The sequence below is a fragment of the Bradyrhizobium sp. 170 genome, assembly GCF_023101085.1.
Classification (GTDB): domain Bacteria; phylum Pseudomonadota; class Alphaproteobacteria; order Rhizobiales; family Xanthobacteraceae; genus Bradyrhizobium.
On record NZ_CP064703.1, the window covers coordinates 8,579,114 to 8,595,445 of the forward strand.

Consider the following 16,332-nt stretch of genomic DNA (forward strand, 5'->3'; position numbering starts at 1 on the left):
AATCCAGTGGAGCCGTCATCATCCGCGAAGGCGGATGATCCAGTACGCCGCGGCGTCTCGGTTCAATCTCGAAGGCCGCGGCGTACTGGATACCCCGCCTTCGCGGGGTATGACAGTGTTAAGAGAACCGCACGCCAGCATTCAGCGGCGTGCCTCGCAAAAAGTCCGCCGCTTTCATCGGGGCTTTGCCGGCGCGTTGCAGTTCGAGAATGCGGATCGCGCCATCGCCGCAGGCGATGATCAGGCGATCGTCGAGCACTTCGCCTGATGTGCCAGAGCTTTTTGCGGGTTCACAGCGCAAAATCTTGATCCGCGCCGGTTCGCCATCGGTCGCGATCTCGCACCAGGCGCCGGGGAACGGCGACAGGCCGTGAATATGCCGCAGCACCTCGCGCGCCGGGCGCTGCCAGTCGATCCGCGCCTCGGCCTTCTCGATCTTGGCAGCGTAGGTCACGCCGTCTTCGCTCTGTTTCTGGAGCTGCAGCCCGCCGCGGGCGAGCCCGCCCATCGCACGCACCATCAAGTCGGCGCCGAGCGGCGCCAGTGCATCGTGCAGGTCGGCGGCGGTCATGGCGTCCGATATCGCCAGCCGCTCGGCCATCGCGACGTCGCCGGTGTCGAGGCCGATATCCATCTTCATCACCATCACGCCGCTCTCGGCATCGCCTGCCATGATGGCGCGGTTGATTGGGGCGGCGCCGCGCCAGCGCGGCAAAAGTGAAGCATGCAGGTTGAAGCAGCCGAGCGGCGGCGCATCCAGAATGGCCTGCGGCAGGATCATGCCGTAGGCGACGACGACCGCCGCATCGGCATTGTATGCGCGAAACTCCTCAAGCGCTTCCGGCGTCTTCAGCGTCGTTGGCGTCAGCACGGGAATGCCGAGTCGCCGCGCCTCCTGCTCGACCGGGCTCAGTTGCAGCTTCATGCCACGCCCGGCCGGCTTCGGCGCGCGAGTATAAACGGCCACGACCTCATGGCCATGGGCCACGAGTTCGAGCAGCGTCGGCACCGCGAAATCGGGCGTGCCCATGAAGATCAAGCGGAGCGGCATGAGGCGGATGGATCTCGGTGTGAGCTAAGTTTATCCGTCATGGCCGGGCTTGTCCCGGCCATCCACGTCTTCCGTGCAGCGAGAAAGAAAGACGTGGATGCCCGGCACAAGGCCGGGTACGACGGTCGATAGAGTGGCGGCCTATTCCGCCGCGCGCTTGGCGGCCTTGGTAAACTTCTTCAACACGCGGTCGCGCTTCAGCTTCGACAGATAGTCGACGAACAGCACGCCGTTGAGATGGTCGATCTCGTGCTGGATGCAGGTCGCGAACAGCCCATCGGCGTCCTCCTCGTGCACCTTGCCGTCGAGATCGGTGAAACGAACGCGGACCTTCGCCGGGCGCTCGACCTCCTCGTAATATTCGGGGATCGAGAGGCAGCCCTCCTCGTAGACCGACAATTCCTCCGACGAGGAGATGATTTCCGGGTTGATGAACACCCGCGGCCTCGGCTTGGTCTCGCCGTTCTCGTCCTTCTTGGCGAGGTCCATGGTGATCAGCCGCAAGGGTTGCGCGACCTGGATCGCCGCGAGCCCGATGCCGGGCGCCTCGTACATGGTCTCGAACATGTCGTCGGCAAGCTTGCGGATCTCCGTCGTCACCTTCTCGACGGGTTTGGAGACTAGCCGGAGCTGTTTGTCCGGCAGGATGATGATTTCTCTTAAGGCCATAGCGCGCGATTTAAGCTGCTGATTTGCCGGGGTCAATGCGCCGGGGCGTCCGTTAAGGCGGCCTTAACCATGATTTTTAACGACGCGTTAACCACGAAAATTAAGCCTTCATTTACCATAAATGTTCCCTCTTCGTTCGCGAAAGCCGGCGAATCGGGCTACATAGCCGTATGAACGAAATTCTTTTCATCGTCGGCGACCTGCCGATCCACGTCGGCGAGGCGCTGGCCGGTTTTGGCGCGCTCGCTTTGGTGCTGCTGCTGGCGATCGCCATCGTCATCGCCCGCTCCGGCCGCCGGGGCGCGGAACTGGCGATGGCGCAGGCGATTCGCGCCGACGAACTGGAAGAGCGCTTAAGCCAGATGCTGCGGGCGCAGAGCGAATCCACCGGCCGGGTCGACGCCATGGCCCAGTCGCTGGCCGGCCGCCAGGCCGAGATGGCGCGCGCGGTCAACGAGCGGCTGGATTCGGTGACGCACCGGGTCGGCCAGTCGATGGAAGCGACCACGCGCCACACCATGGACAGTCTGCGCGTGCTGCATGAGCGGCTCGGCATCATCGACAACGCGCACAAGAACCTCACCGACCTGACGTCGCAGGTGACGACCTTGCGCGACGTGCTCGCCAACAAGCAGTCGCGCGGCGCGTTCGGGCAGGCGCGGATGGAAGCGATCGTGCAGGACGGCATGCCGCAGGGCTCCTACGCGTTCCAGCACACGCTCTCGACGGGGAAGCGCCCGGATTGCGTGGTGTTCCTGCCCGACCAGCGGCCACTTTGTATCGACGCGAAATTTCCGCTGGAAGCGATGACCGCGCTGCACGACGCGCGCAGCGACGAGGAACGCAAATTCGCTACCCAGCGCCTGCGCAACGACGTGATGAAGCACGTCAACGACATCGCCGAGAAATATTTGATCGCCGGCGAGACTCAGGACACCGCGCTGATGTTCGTGCCGTCGGAATCGGTCTATGCGGAAATCCACGACGGTTTCGACGACGTGATCCAGAAGGCCTACCGCGCCCGCGTCGTGCTGGTGTCGCCCTCGCTGCTGATGCTGGCGATCCAGGTGATGCAGCAGATCCTGAAAGACGCGCGCATGCGCGACGCCGCCGACCAGATCCGCACCGAGGTGCTCAATCTCGGCGACGATCTGGGGCGCCTGCGCGAGCGCGTGCTGAAGCTGCAGAAGCATTTTGGCGACGTCAACGAGGATGTGCGACAGGTTTTGATCTCCGCCGACAAGATCGAAAAGCGCGCCGGGCGGATCGAGGAACTCGATTTCAGCAAGACCGATGCGCCGGTCGAGGCGGCGCGCGTGGTGAAGGGCGGAACGGCCGAGCTGTTCCCCGTGCCGCGCAAGCTACAGGCGGGGGAGTAGGGTTCCGACGTAGTAGGATGGGTAGAGCGCAGCGAAACCCATCACGAATGGTGGGTTGCGCTTCGCTCTACCAACCCTACGATTCTGGTCGCCTGGTCAAGCCGGCCGATGACAGTCTTTTTGTGGCAGAATCTGTTAACACCCTCCCATGACCGCACCTGAAGCTGCCTCCCCGACATCGGCCACACCTGCGCCAACCTGGCGCGAGGCGTGGGCCGTGTATCTCCAGCCGCGCGTTCTGATCGTGCTGATGCTCGGCTTTTCGTCCGGCCTGCCGTTGGCGCTGTCGGGATCGACACTGCAGATATGGATGCGCGAGTCCGGCGTCGATCTCGGAACCATCGGGCTGTTCGCACTGGTCGGCACGCCCTATACGCTGAAGTTTTTGTGGGCGCCGCTGGTCGATGCACTGCATGTGCCGATCTTCACGCGCGCCTTCGGCCGCAGGCGCGGCTGGCTGGTGTTTTCGCAACTGCTCCTGATCGGCGCGATCCTGCTGCTGGCCCTGACCGACCCGGCGCGCTCACCGCTGTTCGTGGCACTTGGCGCGCTTCTGGTCGCCGTGATGTCGGCGACCCAGGACATCGTGGTCGATGCGTTCCGCGTTGAAAGCCTGCCCGAGAGCGAGCAGGCCGCCGGCATGGCCTCGTACGTCGCGGCCTACCGGATCGGCATGCTGGTCTCGACCGCCGGCGTGCTGGTCATCGTCAGCGGATTCGAGGGAGCAGATATCGCGCGATCGTTGGCCTGGACGTGGGGCTATGTGGTGATGGCGGCGCTGATCTTGATTGGCACCGTCACAGCGCTGGCTGCAACCGAACCGACACAATCCGCGGCCGCGGAAGCCGCGACCAGCACCGAGACGGCATTTTCGCGCGTGCTTCACGCCGCGATCGGTGCATTCTCGGAATTTCTCAGCCGCAAGTACGCCTGGGTGGCCCTCGCGTTCGTGGTTTCATTCAAGCTCACCGACGCATTTTCCGGCAGCATGACGGCGCCGTTCGTCATCGACATCGGGTTCAGCAAGGTCGACTACGCCGCTATCGTCAAGGGCGTCGGCCTGACCGCGACCCTGATTGGCGGTTTTGCCGGCGGCTACGTGGCGCGGCGCTATTCGCTGGTCGCAAGCCTCTGGATTGGCGGCGTGCTGCAAGCGGTCTCAAACCTTGTGTTTGCGTGGCTCGCCCTTGTCGGCACCAATCAATGGGCGCTGGCCGTCGCCATCTCGGCGGAAAACTTCACCGGCGCGATCGGTACCGTGATCTTCGTCGCGTATCTCTCGGCGCTGTGCCAGAACCCGCTGCACACGGCGACCCAATACGCGCTGCTCACCGCGCTCGCCGCGGTAGGGCGCACTTACCTGTCCTCAGGTGCGGGCTATGTGGCAGAGGCGACGGGCTGGCCGCAGTTCTTCGTAATCTCCGTCGTGGTCGCAATCCCCAGCCTGATCCTGCTGGCCTGGCTGCAGCGCCGCGGGCATTTCGATGCGGTGGGGCCGGTGAAGGTTTAAGTCTCTTGTAGCCCGGATGAAGCGAAGCGAAATCCGGGGTCGGTCCGACGGCGATGAGATCATCCCGGATTGCGCTCGCTCCATCCGGGCTACGAAGTTCGATACTCAATGCTTGGTCACCACGCTCCATTTGGTGATCACGGCTTCGCTCATCTGCCCGGCGTCCTGCGCGCAGGCGACTTCGTCGACTTTCACGGAAATTTCCTTGCCGATGAAATTCTTCAGTTGCGCGGCCTGGGCGTCGCTGCTGGTGACGAGCTGGAACGTCTCAGGTCCCGTCTCGAGATTGCACAACCCGTTCGGCGGCGGCAGCCGGCGCGGCTCGCTGGTGATCTGGTAGGTCGCGGCGCGCTTGCTCTTCTTGCCGCCCTTCATGGCGTTGAGTTCACCGGACAGAACATCGCCGGCATTGATCGGCTTGCCGGGCTTCGGCGCCGGCTCGGCCTGCTGCGCCCACGCGGAAGGCGCGGCAAAGGCCACCGCCATCATGAAAACAAAACAGGAGCGCTTGCCGAATCGCGGTTTCGTCATGTCGATCAGTTCCGTTGATGTGGGTTAGAACAGCGTTCGCTGCCGCATGGCAGCCGATAACGTACCTTCGTCGAGATAATCAAGCTCGCCGCCGACAGGCACGCCATGCGCGAGCCGGGTCACCTTGACGTTGGCGTCCTGCAGGAGATCGGTGATGTAATGGGCGGTGGTCTGGCCATCAACCGTTGCATTCAGCGCCAGAACGATCTCGCCGACTTGTGATTCGTGCGCGCGCGCCACCAGCGCGTCGATGGTCAGATCCTGCGGGCCGACGCCGTCGAGTGGCGACAATGTGGCGCCGAGCACATGATAGCGGCCGTTGGTCGCATTCGCCCGTTCCAGCGCCCAGAGATCGGCGACGTCGGCGACCACGACGATGGTCGAGGGATCGCGGCGCGGATCGGTGCAGACCGTGCAGGGATTTTGCGTGTCGATATTGCCGCAGGTCTTGCAGACCTGGATCTTGTCGATTGCGACCTGCAGCGCGCCGGCGAGCGGCGTCATCAGCGCCTCGCGCTTCTTGATCAGATGCAGCGCCGCACGCCGCGCCGAGCGCGGCCCCAGCCCCGGCAGGCGCGCCAGGAGCTGGATCAGGCGTTCGATTTCGGGGCCGGCAACGCTCGCTGCCATTTCAGGTGAGGCCAAGTCCGGGCGGCAGGCCGAGCCCGCCGGTCAGCGCCTGCATTTTTTCCATCGCCGCGGTCTCCGCCTTGCGCCGCGCGTCGTTGTGCGCGGTCACCAGCAGATCCTCGAGCACTTCACGCTCCTCGGCCTTCATCAGCGAGGGATCGATCCTGACGCCCTTCACTTCCATCTTCGCGGTCATGCGCACGGCGACCAGCCCGCCGCCGGAAATGCCCTCGACCTCGAGATTGCCGAGCTCTTCCTGCATCGCCTGCATCTTGGATTGCAGTTGCTGCGCCTGCTTCATCATGCCGAGAAAATCAGCCATTCGTCCGTCCTCTCGAGAGCCCGATCAGTCGTCGTCGCCGTCGGAGCTCTCGTTCAACTCTTCACTGTTAATATTGGATTCCGGCGGCTCGGCGGCAAGTCGACGCACCTCGACCACTTTGGCGCCGGGAAATCGCGCCAGCACCTCCTGCACGCGCGGATCGGCCTCGGCGGCGCGCGCGTGTTCGTTCCTCGCCTGCTCATTCTGCGAGCGCAGCGTCGGCTGGCCGGCCTCGTTGGAGATCACCACGGTCCAGCGCCGCCCGGTCCATGATTCCAGCTTGCGGGAGAGGTCGTTGACCAGCCCGCGCGCCGCATGGCGCTCCAGCGCCACCTCCAGCCGCCCGTCCTCGAAGCGGACGAGGCGCATATCGGATTCCAGCGCCGTCTTGGTCAGGATATCGCGTTTCTCGCCGGCGAGGGCGACGAGCTGCGGAAAAGTGGCGAGCCGCAGGACGGGCGTGGACTCGGTTTGGGCCGACGGCGCCACCATTTGCGGCCGCGCGGACGCTTCCGCGCCGGAGCGGGGCGAAGCAGGCGTCCGCATCGGCGAAGCGGCAGACATTGAAGATACCGGTGCGGGGGGCGCGGCCCGTGACGGCGCCGCGCCGCCGGAGGCCATCTGCGCTCCGCCGCCGTTCTGGTCGAGCATCCGGATCGCCTCGTCCGGCGTCGGCAGGTCGGCGACATAGGCGATGCGGACCAGCACCATTTCGGCTGCCGCCGCCGGTCGGGTCGCGGTCTGCACCTCGGTGATGCCCTTGAGCAGCATCTGCCACATCCGCGACAGCACCCGCATCGACAATTTTGCGGCAAATTCACGGGCGCGGACGCGCTCGGTCTCGCCGAACGCAACATTGTCGGCGGTCGCAGGCACGATCTTCACCCGGGTGACGAAATTGACGAATTCGGCGAGGTCGGACAGCACCACGACCGGATCGGCGCCGACGTCATATTGGCTGCGGAATTCGCCGAAGGCGCTGGCGATATCGCCGCGCGCCAGATGCTCGAACAGGTCGATCACCCGGGTGCGGTCGGCAAGCCCCAGCATCTGCCGCACGGCATCGGCGCGGACAAGGCCCGCGGCATGGGCGATCGCCTGATCAAACAGGGAGAGCGAATCGCGCACCGAGCCTTCGGCGGCGCGGGCGATGATGCCGAGCGCCTCGGGCTCGACCTCGACGCCTTCCTTTTTCGCGATGTTGGAGAGATGCCCCATCAGCACATCGGCCTCGACCCGGCGGAGATCAAAACGCTGGCAGCGCGACAGCACCGTGACCGGGACCTTGCGGATTTCGGTGGTGGCGAACACGAATTTGGCGTGCTCGGGCGGCTCTTCGAGCGTCTTCAGGAAGGCGTTGAAGGCCGCCGTCGACAGCATGTGGACTTCGTCGATGATGTAGACCTTGTAGCGGGCGCTGGCCGGCGCGTAACGCACGCTGTCATTGATCTGGCGGACGTCATCGACGCCGGTATGGGAGGCGGCGTCCATTTCCAGCACATCCATGTGCCGGCTTTCCATGATCGCCTGGCAGTGCACGCCGAGGTCAGGCATATGGATGGTCGGCCCCTTCACCGAGCCATCGGGCTTTTCGTAGTTCAGCGCGCGGGCGAGAATCCGCGCCGTGGTGGTTTTGCCGACCCCGCGGACGCCGGTCAGGATCCAGGCTTGCGGAATCCGGCCGGTTTCGAACGCATTCGAAACGGTGCGGACCATGGCCTCCTGGCCGATCAGGTCTTCGAAACTGGACGGGCGGTATTTGCGTGCCAGCACCCGGTAGGGCTTGGCCGTCTCGCCCTGGCCGCCGAGCTCGAAGCCGCTCTGGCTGGCGCCGTCTGACTTGTCGGGGGGAGCGCCAGCATCACTCATCGGTCGATCCGCAATTGATTGTCTCTCGGGGCCGGCTTGCGGAAAGGAACGAAATCAGGCGCAAGGGGCAGGCTTTTCCGCCCACATTGCGCGATTCGCTCGAAAAACAGGTAGGAGACTGACGAGCGACCCGATCCGGACCTCGTTAGGGCTGCTTCCTTCCGGACCTGACCCGGTTGGCGAGTGGCTCGTCCACCGCCAATCTCCCGGTCCTTATTTGGGGCCAAAAGGGCCGGAAAGCAAGCGGGGTTGGAGGGTGCCATGCGCCGGAACTACCCCGTTTCGTCATGGCCGGGCTTGACCCGGCCACCCACGTCTTGCTTCTTCCAGTTCAACGCAAAAAAGACGTGGATGCCCGGGACATCCCGGGCGAAAACGCGCTTCACGCTTCTGCCCGGCCATGGCGGGTGTTGTTTGCAGGGCCGCCCTCTGCAATCCTACTTTGAGGATCATAGAACCCTGATGCCCTCCGACGCCTCCGCCTGGTCGCTGCATTCCCAGCTCAAAAAGGACACCATCGACATCGGCGACCTGCCGCTGTGCAAGGTGCTGGTCATCAAGGACGCGCATTACCCGTGGCTGTTGCTGGTGCCGCGCCGGGAGGGTGCGGTGGAAATCATCGATCTCGACGAGGTCGCGCAGGCGCAGCTGATGACCGAAATCTCACGCGTTTCGCGCGCCCTGAAAGAGGTCACCAATTGCGACAAGCTCAATGTCGCGGCGCTGGGCAATCTGGTGCCGCAGTTGCATGTCCACGTCATCGCGCGGCGTACCAGCGACGCGGCCTGGCCGCGGCCGGTCTGGGGCGTGATGCCGCCGCTGGCGCATGACGCCGAGGAAGTACAGAATTTCATCAACGCGCTTCGCCGCAAGATCTGGTTGGGTTGAAACGATGTCCGCATTCGACAAATATCCGCTGGGGAAGCCCGCTTTCGTCACCCACATTCTCGATCGCGCCGCGCATCTGCGCGCCAATGACGAAAAACTGTTCGCGCTGGAGAGCCAGCGCAACGCCGGCGCCTATGTGATCTACCGCGACTCGCTTCTGGTGAGGCAGGACGCGGATGGACCGCGCGTGCTGCTCGGCGTCGAAGAGGCCGTGAAGCTCGGCGCCAATCCCGGCACGATCTTTTTGGGGCTACGCGATAGCGCGCCGGTTTTCGGCATGGGCATTTCGGCCGCAGCGGTCGAGAAGCTGATGACGCGCGACGACGTCGCCGTGACCGAGCTGCGCGGCATGGCCATGCAGGGCACGGTGCCGCCGGAACAGCTTTCCGCCATCGCCATGGCCAAATCGATGGTGACCTGGCACCAGCGCCACGGCTTCTGCGCCAATTGCGGCACCCGCACCGGGATGAAGGAAGGCGGCTGGAAGCGCGAATGCCCGAGCTGCAAGGCCGAGCATTTTCCACGCACCGATCCGGTCGTGATCATGCTGGTGACATCAGGCGACAAGTGCCTGCTCGGCCGGCAGAAGCAGTTCATGCCCGGGATGTGGTCGTGTCTGGCCGGTTTTGTCGAAGCCGCCGAGACCATCGAGGACGCGGTCCGCCGCGAGATTTTCGAGGAATCCGGCATCCGCTGCACCGATGTGAGCTATTACATGACACAGCCGTGGCCCTATCCGTCATCGCTGATGATCGGATGCGCCGCACGTGCGCTCAACGAGGATATCGTGGTTGATCGTACCGAGCTCGAGGACGCGCGCTGGTTCGATCGCGCCGAAGTCGCGCTGATGCACCGGCGCGAACATCCTGATGGCTTATTTGCGGCGCATCCGTTCGCGATCGCGCACCATCTGATCGGACGCTGGGTGCATGGAGGAAACGATACGAGCGCATAGCGGGAACCGTCCATCGACCAGTCGATTAACTCGGGACCTTGGTTCCGGCAGAAGGCGGAACCGACATGACGGATTCCCGAATGAACTTTCAAGATAAAGCGCCCAAAGTCCCGCCGCGGATTCTCTGCATCGGCATGCCGGTGCGCGACCTCACCTTTCATACGCCGGGTGTTCCCGGGCGCGGCTCCAAGGAGAACGCCACCGCATTCGACGAAATCTGCGGCGGCAACGCGCTTAATGGCGCGATCGGCATCGCTCGGCTCGGTGGCCGTGCCTCGATCTGCGGGCCGATGGGAGATGTCAACGAAACATCGAGTCGCTTCATCTTCGAGCAGATGGCGCATGAGGGCATCGAGACGAAACATCTCATCCACATGCCGGGGCTGGTGACGCCGATCTCGGCGGTGATGATTGATCCATCCGGCGAGCGCACCATCGTGACCTTCCGCGATCCGAAACTGTGGCATGTGAAATTGCCCGACTTCGACACGCTGCTGGACGACTGCGCCGCCATTCTGACCGAGAGCCGCTGCGCGGAATTCTGCACCGAGCTTTGCGCCGAGGCGGTCCGGCGTGGCATTCCCGTGATCGTCGACGTCGATCGGGCGATGTCGCTGCGCGAGGGCCTGTTGAACGCCTCCACGCACCTGGTGTTCTCCAGCGAGCCGCTGCAGGAAACCGCAGATGTTACTGACGACGCCCAGGCGCTGAAGAAGATCGCCAAACTGACCTCGTCGTTCCTGGCGGGGACCCGTGGCCCGAGGGGCACGATCTGGCTCGACGAGAAGGGGGACATTCAGGAGACCCCCGCCTTCCCGGTGCATACGGTCGACACCCTCGGCGCCGGGGACGTGTTCCACGGCGCGTTTGCGCTGGCGATTACCGAGAAGCAGGGATTGCAGCAGGCGCTGCGATTCGCCTCCGCCGCTGCGGCGCTGAAATGCACCCGTTTCGGCGGCGCCTTCGCCGCCCCGCAACGTGCTGAAGTTGAAGGGCTTTTGAGCCACGGCCAGGTGGCAGACCGGGCGTCGACCGGCCAATAGCGGGGCTTGCTATAGAAGAATTTTCTATATATGAGGATATCAAACCTCCCGTATGGAACATTTTTCTCATGACCGACCTAGCCGTTCAGCTCCCTGAAGCCAACCGCCGCCTGGATGCCATCGACCGCAAGATCCTGACCGTGCTGCAGGAGGACGCCTCGCTCTCGGTTGCCGAGATCGGGGACCGGGTCGGGCTGTCGTCGACGCCGTGCTGGAAGCGGATCCAGCGGCTGGAGGCCGACGGCGTGATCCTGCGCCGGGTCGCGCTGGTCGACCAGAACAAGATCGGGCTGGGCATTTCGGTGTTCGTCTCGGTCGAGAGCTCCGACCATTCCGAAGCCTGGCTGAAGACGTTCGCCAGCGCAGTCAGCGCCATGCCCGAGGTGATGGAGTTTTATCGGATGGCCGGCGACGTCGATTACATGCTGCGCGTCGTGGTCGCCGACATGGCGAGCTATGACGTGTTCTACAAGAAGCTGATCAGCGCCGTGCCGCTGAAGAACGTCACCTCGCGCTTTGCGATGGAGAAGATCAAGTCGGTGACCGCGCTGCCGGTGCCGGCGGCGTAAGGGCTCGCATCCACACATTCGCTGTCATCGTCCGCCTTGTGCGCAATTGCGCACTGGGGCGGACGATCCAGTATTCCAGAGACGCCTGTTTATTGAACCGATCCGCCGCGGCGTACTGGGTCCCCCGCCTTCGCGGGGGACGACGAGCGCGTGTTAGGCAAACACCGCCGCCCCTCAAATCTTCTGATTATACGCGCCGACTTCCGGATGCGTCCGCAGCACCGAATCCATCGCCTCGAACATGTCGCGCATGCGCTGCTCGCTCACCGGGCTCTCGACCACGACCACCAACTCCGGCTTGTTCGATGACGCCCGCACCAGGCCCCAGCTGCCGTCTTCGACGGTGACGCGCACGCCGTTGACGGTGACGAGATCGCGGATTTTCTGGCCTGCGACCTTGTCGCCCTTTTTCTGCAGCGCTTCGAAATGCTTCACCACGGCGTCGGCGACGCCGTATTTGGTTTCGTCGGCGCAATGCGGCGACATGGTCGGCGACGACCAGGTTTTCGGCAGCGCATTTTTCAGGTCCGCCATCGACTTGTCAGATGCGCGATCGAGCATTTCGCAGATCGCAATCGCCGAGACGAGGCCATCGTCATAGCCACGGCCGAACGGCTTGTTGAAGAAGAAGTGGCCGGATTTCTCAAAACCCGCCAGCGCGCCCATCTCGTTGGTGCGGCGCTTCATGTAGGAATGGCCGGTCTTCCAGTAGGCGGTCTTCGCGCCCTGCTTTTGCAGCACCGGATCCGTCACGAACAGGCCGGTGGATTTCACGTCGACCACGAACTGCGCGTCCTTGTGGATCGCCGACATATCCCGCGCCAGCATCACGCCGACCTTGTCGGCGAAGATTTCTTCACCGGTATTGTCGACCACGCCGCAGCGGTCGCCGTCGCCGTCGAAGCCCAAGCCGACATCGGCCTTGTGCTTGAGCACCGCATCGCGGATCGCGTGCAGCATCTCCATGTCTTCGGGATTCGGATTGTATTTCGGAAAGGTGTGGTCGAGTTCGGTGTCGAGCGGAATCACCTCGCAGCCGATCGCTTCCATCACCTGCGGCGCGAACGCGCCCGCGGTGCCGTTACCGCAGGCGACCACGACTTTCAGCTTGCGCTTGAGCTTCGGGCGCTTGGTGAGATCGGCGATGTAGCGCGCCGGGAAATTCTCGTGGAATTGATAGGAACCGCCGGCCTTGTTGTTGAACGCGGCGTTGAGCACGATTTCCTTCAGCCGCGTCATCTCGTCGGGGCCGAAGGTGAGTGGGCGGTTGGCGCCCATTTTGACGCCGGTCCAGCCATTGTCGTTATGCGACGCGGTCACCATCGCCACACAGGGCACGTCGAGATCGAACTGCGCGAAATAGGCCATCGGCGTCACCGCAAGCCCGATGTCGTGCACCTTGCAGCCCGCCGCCATCAGGCCGGAAATCAATGCGTATTTGATTGAGGCCGAATAGCCGCGAAAATCGTGACCGGTAACGATTTCTTGTTTGACGCCGAGTTCCGCGATCAGCGCGCCGAGCCCCATGCCCAGCGCCTGAATCCCCATCAGATTAATTTCCTTCTCGAACAACCAGCGCGCGTCGTATTCGCGAAAGCCGGTTGCCTTCACCATTGGCCCGGATTCGAACTCATAGGTATTCGGAACCAGCACGGATTTTGGCTTGGGGAACATGGGTTGCCTTGTGGTGAAAATGCTTAAGGGAACACCGCAGCCATAGCGAATGCGCGGGCTGGGCGATAGGCGGGACCGGCGCCTTGTGGCAGCTAATTAAGGCAGATTGGTAACCGGTAAACCTTACTGTTCCAGCACCATCCGGCCGTTGGCGTATTCGAAGCGCTTCAGCTTCGACAGGAACGACAGGCCAAGCAGGTTCTCCGACAGCGCCTCGTCGGGCAGCACCAGGGCGTCGACGTCGCGCACCACGAGACCGCCGAGTTCGATCATCGCAAGCCGCGTGCGCGCGGCCTTGATGGTGCCGTTGGCGGTGGTGACGGTCGCGTTGTAATCGCTGCGCGAGGGGCGCAGGCCGAACCGCGCCGCGGACTTCTCGTTCAGCGCTACCAGCGAAGCGCCGGTGTCGATCATGAAATTGACGCGCTGACCTTCGATGCGGCCGTCGGTCTGGAAATGGCCGCGGGCATCGCGGGGAATGTCGAGGCTGCGGACGGAAGCCTGCGCGACCGTTTGCGCGGGCGCTTTTTGGGGCGATGCGCTGGCGGAGGCCGGCGCCGGCGACATCTTGTCCGCCATCTGCGCCATGTAGGTACCGAGACCGACGAGAACGGCGGCAAGGATCATCAGGTTACGCATTACGCCACACTCGATTGCCAGACCGTCGATAACACCACGCCTGGGGCCAAGCCGCGACTAACAGGGGCGGCCGAGGCTGCCATTTTGACGAAAAGGATGAGTGAAGCGTTAACGGCCGCGCGTTTACGTCCCGCGCGGCTTGACGCGGCGGGTCGGCAGCGCATTTGCCGGGTCTTCCGGCCAGGGGTGGCGGGGATAGCGGCCGCGCAGGTCGGAGCGCACGGCGGCATAGCTGCCGCGCCAGAAGCCCGGCAGGTCGCGCGTCACTTGCACGGGACGTTGCGCTGGCGACAGCAATTCCAGCACAAGCGGCACCGCGCCCTTGGCGATCGAGGGATGGGTGTTCAGCCCGAATAGTTCCTGCAGGCGCACGGCAATGGTCGGGCCCTGCTCGGCCTCGTAGTCAATCGCCAGCATGGTGCCGGTCGGCGCTTCGAAATGCGTCGGCGCTTCGCGCTCCAGTCGCGCGCGCAACTCCCACGGCAACAGCGCCATCAGCGCGTCGGAGAGATCGCCGGGGGAAAGCTCCTTCAGCGAGGTCTTGTCGTAGAGAACAGGCACCAGCCAGTTCTCGCTGTCGGCGGCAAGCGCGGCGTCGGACAGATCCGGCCAGCTATCGCCTTCCGCCTTGCGCAGGAACATCACGCGATCGCGCCATTGCTTTGACGATTTCGACCATGGCAGCTTGTCGAGCCCGGCGGCGATCAGTCCCGCGGCAAGAATGCGCGCGGTCTCCGCCGAGGGCGACAGCGCGACCGGCGCTTCCGACAGCGTGATCGCGTGCAGCGTTCGCTTGCGGCGCGCGCGCAGCGCCATGGCGCCGCGATCGAACGAAATCTCTTCGCTGTTCTCGATGTGGTCGGCGAAATGCGATTCGATATCGGCCTGCACGATCGGCGCCGCCAGCAGAATGCGCCCCTGGGCTGCGGTGCCGGTCAGTTCGGCCACCGCGATATAGGGCGCGCGCGCCAGCGACGAGGTTTGCTCGACGGCGGCCCCTCGCCCGTTGGCGAGCACGAAGCTGCCATTGCCGCGGTTGCGCGCGACCCGGTCCGGGAAGGCAAGCGCGAGCATGATCCCGGTAGAGGGCGAGGCGTCCTCGCTGTCCGGCCCTTCCGTCGCGGCCACTTGCTGGGCCCAGCGCTGCGCGAGACTGCGGGCGCTACCGGCGCGCGGCGAGCGGTCACGGCGGAACTGATCGAGCCTGTGGTCAAGATCGACGCTATCGCCGCCGAGGCCGCGCTCGGTCAGGATCGCCGCGATGTCAGCCGCCTCCTCGCCCGCCCCCAGCCGATACGAATCCACGATCATGCGTGCCAGCCGTGGTGGCAGCGCCATCGCGCGCAGGCTTTGGCCTTCCGCGGTGATCCGGCCATCGGGATCGAGTGCACCGAGTTCGAGGAGCAGGCTGTTGGCTTCCTTCAGCGCCGGCGCCGGTGGCGGATCGAGAAATGCCAGCGCGGAGGGGTCGCGGACGCCCCATTGCGCGAGATCGAGCACCAGCGAGGAAAGATCGGCGGAGAGGATTTCGGGCTGGGTATAGGCGGCGAGCGACGCGGTCTGCGGCTCGTCCCACAGCCGGTAGCATACGCCGGGCTCGGTGCGGCCGGCGCGGCCCCGGCGCTGATCGACCGCGGCGCGCGAGGCGCGCACGGTTTCCAGCCGGGTCAGGCCAATGTCAGGCTCGTAGCGCGGCACCCGCGCCAGGCCGGAATCAACGACGATGCGGACGCCCTCGATGGTCAGCGAGGTCTCGGCGATCGAGGTTGCCAGAACGACCTTGCGTTGGCCCTTCGGCGCCGGCGCGATGGCGCGGTCCTGCACGGCAGCATCGAGCGCGCCGAACAGCGGGAGGATCTCGACGCTCGCATCATGAACCCGCTCGCCGAGGAAATTCTGCGTGCGGCGAATTTCGGCGGCGCCCGGCAGGAACGCCAGCACCGAGCCGGGATCGGCGCGCAACGCGGTCGCAATCGCATCCGCCATCTGCCGCTCGATCGGTGCATCCGCCTTGCGGCCGAGATAGCGCGTCTCCACCGGAAAGGCGCGGCCTTCGCTGGCAACGACAGGCGCATCGCCGAGCAATTTGCCGACCCGCGCGCCGTCGAGCGTCGCCGACATCACCAGGATGCGCAAATCCTCGCGCAAGCCGGTCTGCGCATCGCGCGCCAGCGCCAAGCCCAGATCGGCGTCGAGCGAACGCTCGTGAAACTCGTCGAACAGCACGGCGGCGACGCCTGACAGTTCGGGATCGTCGAGAATCTGCCGTGAGAAGATGCCCTCGGTAACCACCTCGATCCGCGTCGCGCGCGATATCTTGGAGCCGAAGCGGACGCGGTAGCCGACGGTCTCGCCGGCGCGCTCACCGAGCGTCCGCGCCATGCGCTCGGCACTGGCCCGCGCAGCGATCCGCCGCGGCTCCAGCATGATGATCTTTTTGCCGTTCAGCCAGGGCGCGTCGAGCAGCGCCAGCGGCACCCGCGTGGTCTTGCCGGCGCCGGGAGGCGCCACCAGCACGGCGGCGTTGTTGGCCGCGAGCGTGCGCCCGAGTTCATCGAGCACCGCGTCGATCGGGAGTGGCGTGTCGAAGCTGCGGGGCAAAG

15 protein-coding genes and 1 other RNA gene are annotated in these 16,332 nt (G+C 64.6%); 6 read left to right on the forward strand and 10 right to left on the reverse strand.

The window, feature by feature from the left end; all coding sequences use genetic code 11:
- Nucleotides 1-118: 118 nt before the first annotated feature.
- Together fmt and def are read right to left on the reverse strand one after the other, a co-directional pair.
- Nucleotides 119-1,051, reverse strand: a complete 933-nt coding sequence (fmt, locus tag IVB05_RS40480; protein ID WP_247781653.1) for a methionyl-tRNA formyltransferase — start codon at nucleotides 1,049-1,051, stop codon at nucleotides 119-121.
- Between the two features lie 141 nt (nucleotides 1,052-1,192).
- Nucleotides 1,193-1,720 (reverse strand): peptide deformylase, encoded by a 528-nt coding sequence (def, locus tag IVB05_RS40485; protein ID WP_247781654.1) that lies wholly within the window; start codon nucleotides 1,718-1,720, stop codon nucleotides 1,193-1,195.
- Nucleotides 1,721-1,890: 170 nt separating this feature from the next.
- Here def and rmuC point away from each other — a divergent pair, with 170 nt between their 5' ends.
- Complete coding sequence (gene rmuC, locus IVB05_RS40490; protein ID WP_247781655.1) at nucleotides 1,891-3,099, forward strand: DNA recombination protein RmuC; 1,209 nt, start codon at nucleotides 1,891-1,893, stop codon at nucleotides 3,097-3,099.
- Nucleotides 3,100-3,247: 148 nt separating this feature from the next.
- Nucleotides 3,248-4,609, forward strand: coding sequence for an AmpG family muropeptide MFS transporter (locus IVB05_RS40495; protein WP_247781656.1), 1,362 nt, complete (start codon nucleotides 3,248-3,250; stop codon nucleotides 4,607-4,609).
- A gap of 105 nt (nucleotides 4,610-4,714) precedes the next feature.
- Here the strand turns inward: IVB05_RS40495 and IVB05_RS40500 are convergent, their stop codons facing one another.
- The 5 genes from IVB05_RS40500 to ffs form a co-directional block, all read right to left on the reverse strand.
- A complete protein-coding gene (locus tag IVB05_RS40500) occupies nucleotides 4,715-5,140 on the reverse strand; it encodes a hypothetical protein (RefSeq protein WP_247781657.1) in 426 nt (141 codons plus the stop codon).
- A 24-nt stretch (nucleotides 5,141-5,164) separates the two neighbouring features.
- Nucleotides 5,165-5,770: a recombination mediator RecR gene (recR, locus tag IVB05_RS40505; RefSeq protein WP_057852534.1), complete on the reverse strand. Its 606-nt coding sequence runs from the start codon at nucleotides 5,768-5,770 to the stop codon at nucleotides 5,165-5,167.
- A 1-nt stretch (nucleotide 5,771) separates the two neighbouring features.
- A complete protein-coding gene (locus tag IVB05_RS40510) occupies nucleotides 5,772-6,092 on the reverse strand; it encodes a YbaB/EbfC family nucleoid-associated protein (RefSeq protein ID WP_247781658.1) in 321 nt (106 codons plus the stop codon).
- Nucleotides 6,093-6,116: 24 nt separating this feature from the next.
- Complete coding sequence (locus tag IVB05_RS40515; RefSeq protein ID WP_247781659.1) at nucleotides 6,117-7,961, reverse strand: DNA polymerase III subunit gamma/tau; 1,845 nt, start codon at nucleotides 7,959-7,961, stop codon at nucleotides 6,117-6,119.
- Nucleotides 7,962-8,071: 110 nt separating this feature from the next.
- Nucleotides 8,072-8,168: signal recognition particle sRNA small type (gene ffs, locus IVB05_RS40520), an RNA gene on the reverse strand.
- A gap of 255 nt (nucleotides 8,169-8,423) precedes the next feature.
- Between ffs and IVB05_RS40525 the strand changes: the two genes are divergently transcribed.
- The 4 genes from IVB05_RS40525 (at nucleotide 8,424) to IVB05_RS40540 (ending at nucleotide 11,416) form a co-directional block, all read left to right on the forward strand.
- Entirely contained in the window at nucleotides 8,424-8,849 is a 426-nt protein-coding gene (locus IVB05_RS40525; protein ID WP_214489067.1) for an HIT family protein, read from the forward strand.
- Between the two features lie 4 nt (nucleotides 8,850-8,853).
- Complete coding sequence (gene nudC / locus IVB05_RS40530; protein WP_247781660.1) at nucleotides 8,854-9,804, forward strand: NAD(+) diphosphatase; 951 nt, start codon at nucleotides 8,854-8,856, stop codon at nucleotides 9,802-9,804.
- Nucleotides 9,805-9,884: 80 nt separating this feature from the next.
- Nucleotides 9,885-10,847, forward strand: coding sequence for a sugar kinase (locus IVB05_RS40535; RefSeq protein ID WP_247781661.1), 963 nt, complete (start codon nucleotides 9,885-9,887; stop codon nucleotides 10,845-10,847).
- Between the two features lie 68 nt (nucleotides 10,848-10,915).
- Complete coding sequence (locus IVB05_RS40540) at nucleotides 10,916-11,416, forward strand: Lrp/AsnC family transcriptional regulator (RefSeq protein WP_108512319.1); 501 nt, start codon at nucleotides 10,916-10,918, stop codon at nucleotides 11,414-11,416.
- 174 nt (nucleotides 11,417-11,590) lie between these two features.
- Here IVB05_RS40540 and IVB05_RS40545 read toward each other — a convergent pair whose 3' ends face one another.
- The 3 genes from IVB05_RS40545 to hrpB form a co-directional block, all read right to left on the reverse strand.
- On the reverse strand, nucleotides 11,591-13,090 hold the full coding sequence (locus IVB05_RS40545) for a phosphomannomutase/phosphoglucomutase (RefSeq protein ID WP_247781662.1): 1,500 nt from the start codon (nucleotides 13,088-13,090) through the stop codon (nucleotides 11,591-11,593).
- Nucleotides 13,091-13,213: 123 nt separating this feature from the next.
- A complete protein-coding gene (locus tag IVB05_RS40550) occupies nucleotides 13,214-13,717 on the reverse strand; it encodes a TIGR02281 family clan AA aspartic protease (protein ID WP_247787360.1) in 504 nt (167 codons plus the stop codon).
- A gap of 135 nt (nucleotides 13,718-13,852) precedes the next feature.
- Nucleotides 13,853-16,330 (reverse strand): ATP-dependent helicase HrpB, encoded by a 2,478-nt coding sequence (hrpB, locus tag IVB05_RS40555; RefSeq protein ID WP_247781663.1) that lies wholly within the window; start codon nucleotides 16,328-16,330, stop codon nucleotides 13,853-13,855.
- Nucleotides 16,331-16,332 lie beyond the last annotated feature (2 nt).

What these genes read in the sequence shown, in the direction of transcription:
- fmt (WP_247781653.1), bottom strand. Translation starts at nt 1,051, where the DNA reads ATGCCGCTCCGCTTGATCTTCATGGGCACGCCCGATTTCGCGGTGCCG.
- def (WP_247781654.1), bottom strand. Translation starts at nt 1,720, where the DNA reads ATGGCCTTAAGAGAAATCATCATCCTGCCGGACAAACAGCTCCGGCTA.
- rmuC (WP_247781655.1), top strand. Translation starts at nt 1,891, where the DNA reads ATGAACGAAATTCTTTTCATCGTCGGCGACCTGCCGATCCACGTCGGC.
- IVB05_RS40495 (WP_247781656.1), top strand. Translation starts at nt 3,248, where the DNA reads ATGACCGCACCTGAAGCTGCCTCCCCGACATCGGCCACACCTGCGCCA.
- IVB05_RS40500 (WP_247781657.1), bottom strand. Translation starts at nt 5,140, where the DNA reads ATGACGAAACCGCGATTCGGCAAGCGCTCCTGTTTTGTTTTCATGATG.
- recR (WP_057852534.1), bottom strand. Translation starts at nt 5,770, where the DNA reads ATGGCAGCGAGCGTTGCCGGCCCCGAAATCGAACGCCTGATCCAGCTC.
- IVB05_RS40510 (WP_247781658.1), bottom strand. Translation starts at nt 6,092, where the DNA reads ATGGCTGATTTTCTCGGCATGATGAAGCAGGCGCAGCAACTGCAATCC.
- IVB05_RS40515 (WP_247781659.1), bottom strand. Translation starts at nt 7,961, where the DNA reads ATGAGTGATGCTGGCGCTCCCCCCGACAAGTCAGACGGCGCCAGCCAG.
- IVB05_RS40525 (WP_214489067.1), top strand. Translation starts at nt 8,424, where the DNA reads ATGCCCTCCGACGCCTCCGCCTGGTCGCTGCATTCCCAGCTCAAAAAG.
- nudC (WP_247781660.1), top strand. Translation starts at nt 8,854, where the DNA reads ATGTCCGCATTCGACAAATATCCGCTGGGGAAGCCCGCTTTCGTCACC.
- IVB05_RS40535 (WP_247781661.1), top strand. Translation starts at nt 9,885, where the DNA reads ATGAACTTTCAAGATAAAGCGCCCAAAGTCCCGCCGCGGATTCTCTGC.
- IVB05_RS40540 (WP_108512319.1), top strand. Translation starts at nt 10,916, where the DNA reads ATGACCGACCTAGCCGTTCAGCTCCCTGAAGCCAACCGCCGCCTGGAT.
- IVB05_RS40545 (WP_247781662.1), bottom strand. Translation starts at nt 13,090, where the DNA reads ATGTTCCCCAAGCCAAAATCCGTGCTGGTTCCGAATACCTATGAGTTC.
- IVB05_RS40550 (WP_247787360.1), bottom strand. Translation starts at nt 13,717, where the DNA reads ATGATCCTTGCCGCCGTTCTCGTCGGTCTCGGTACCTACATGGCGCAG.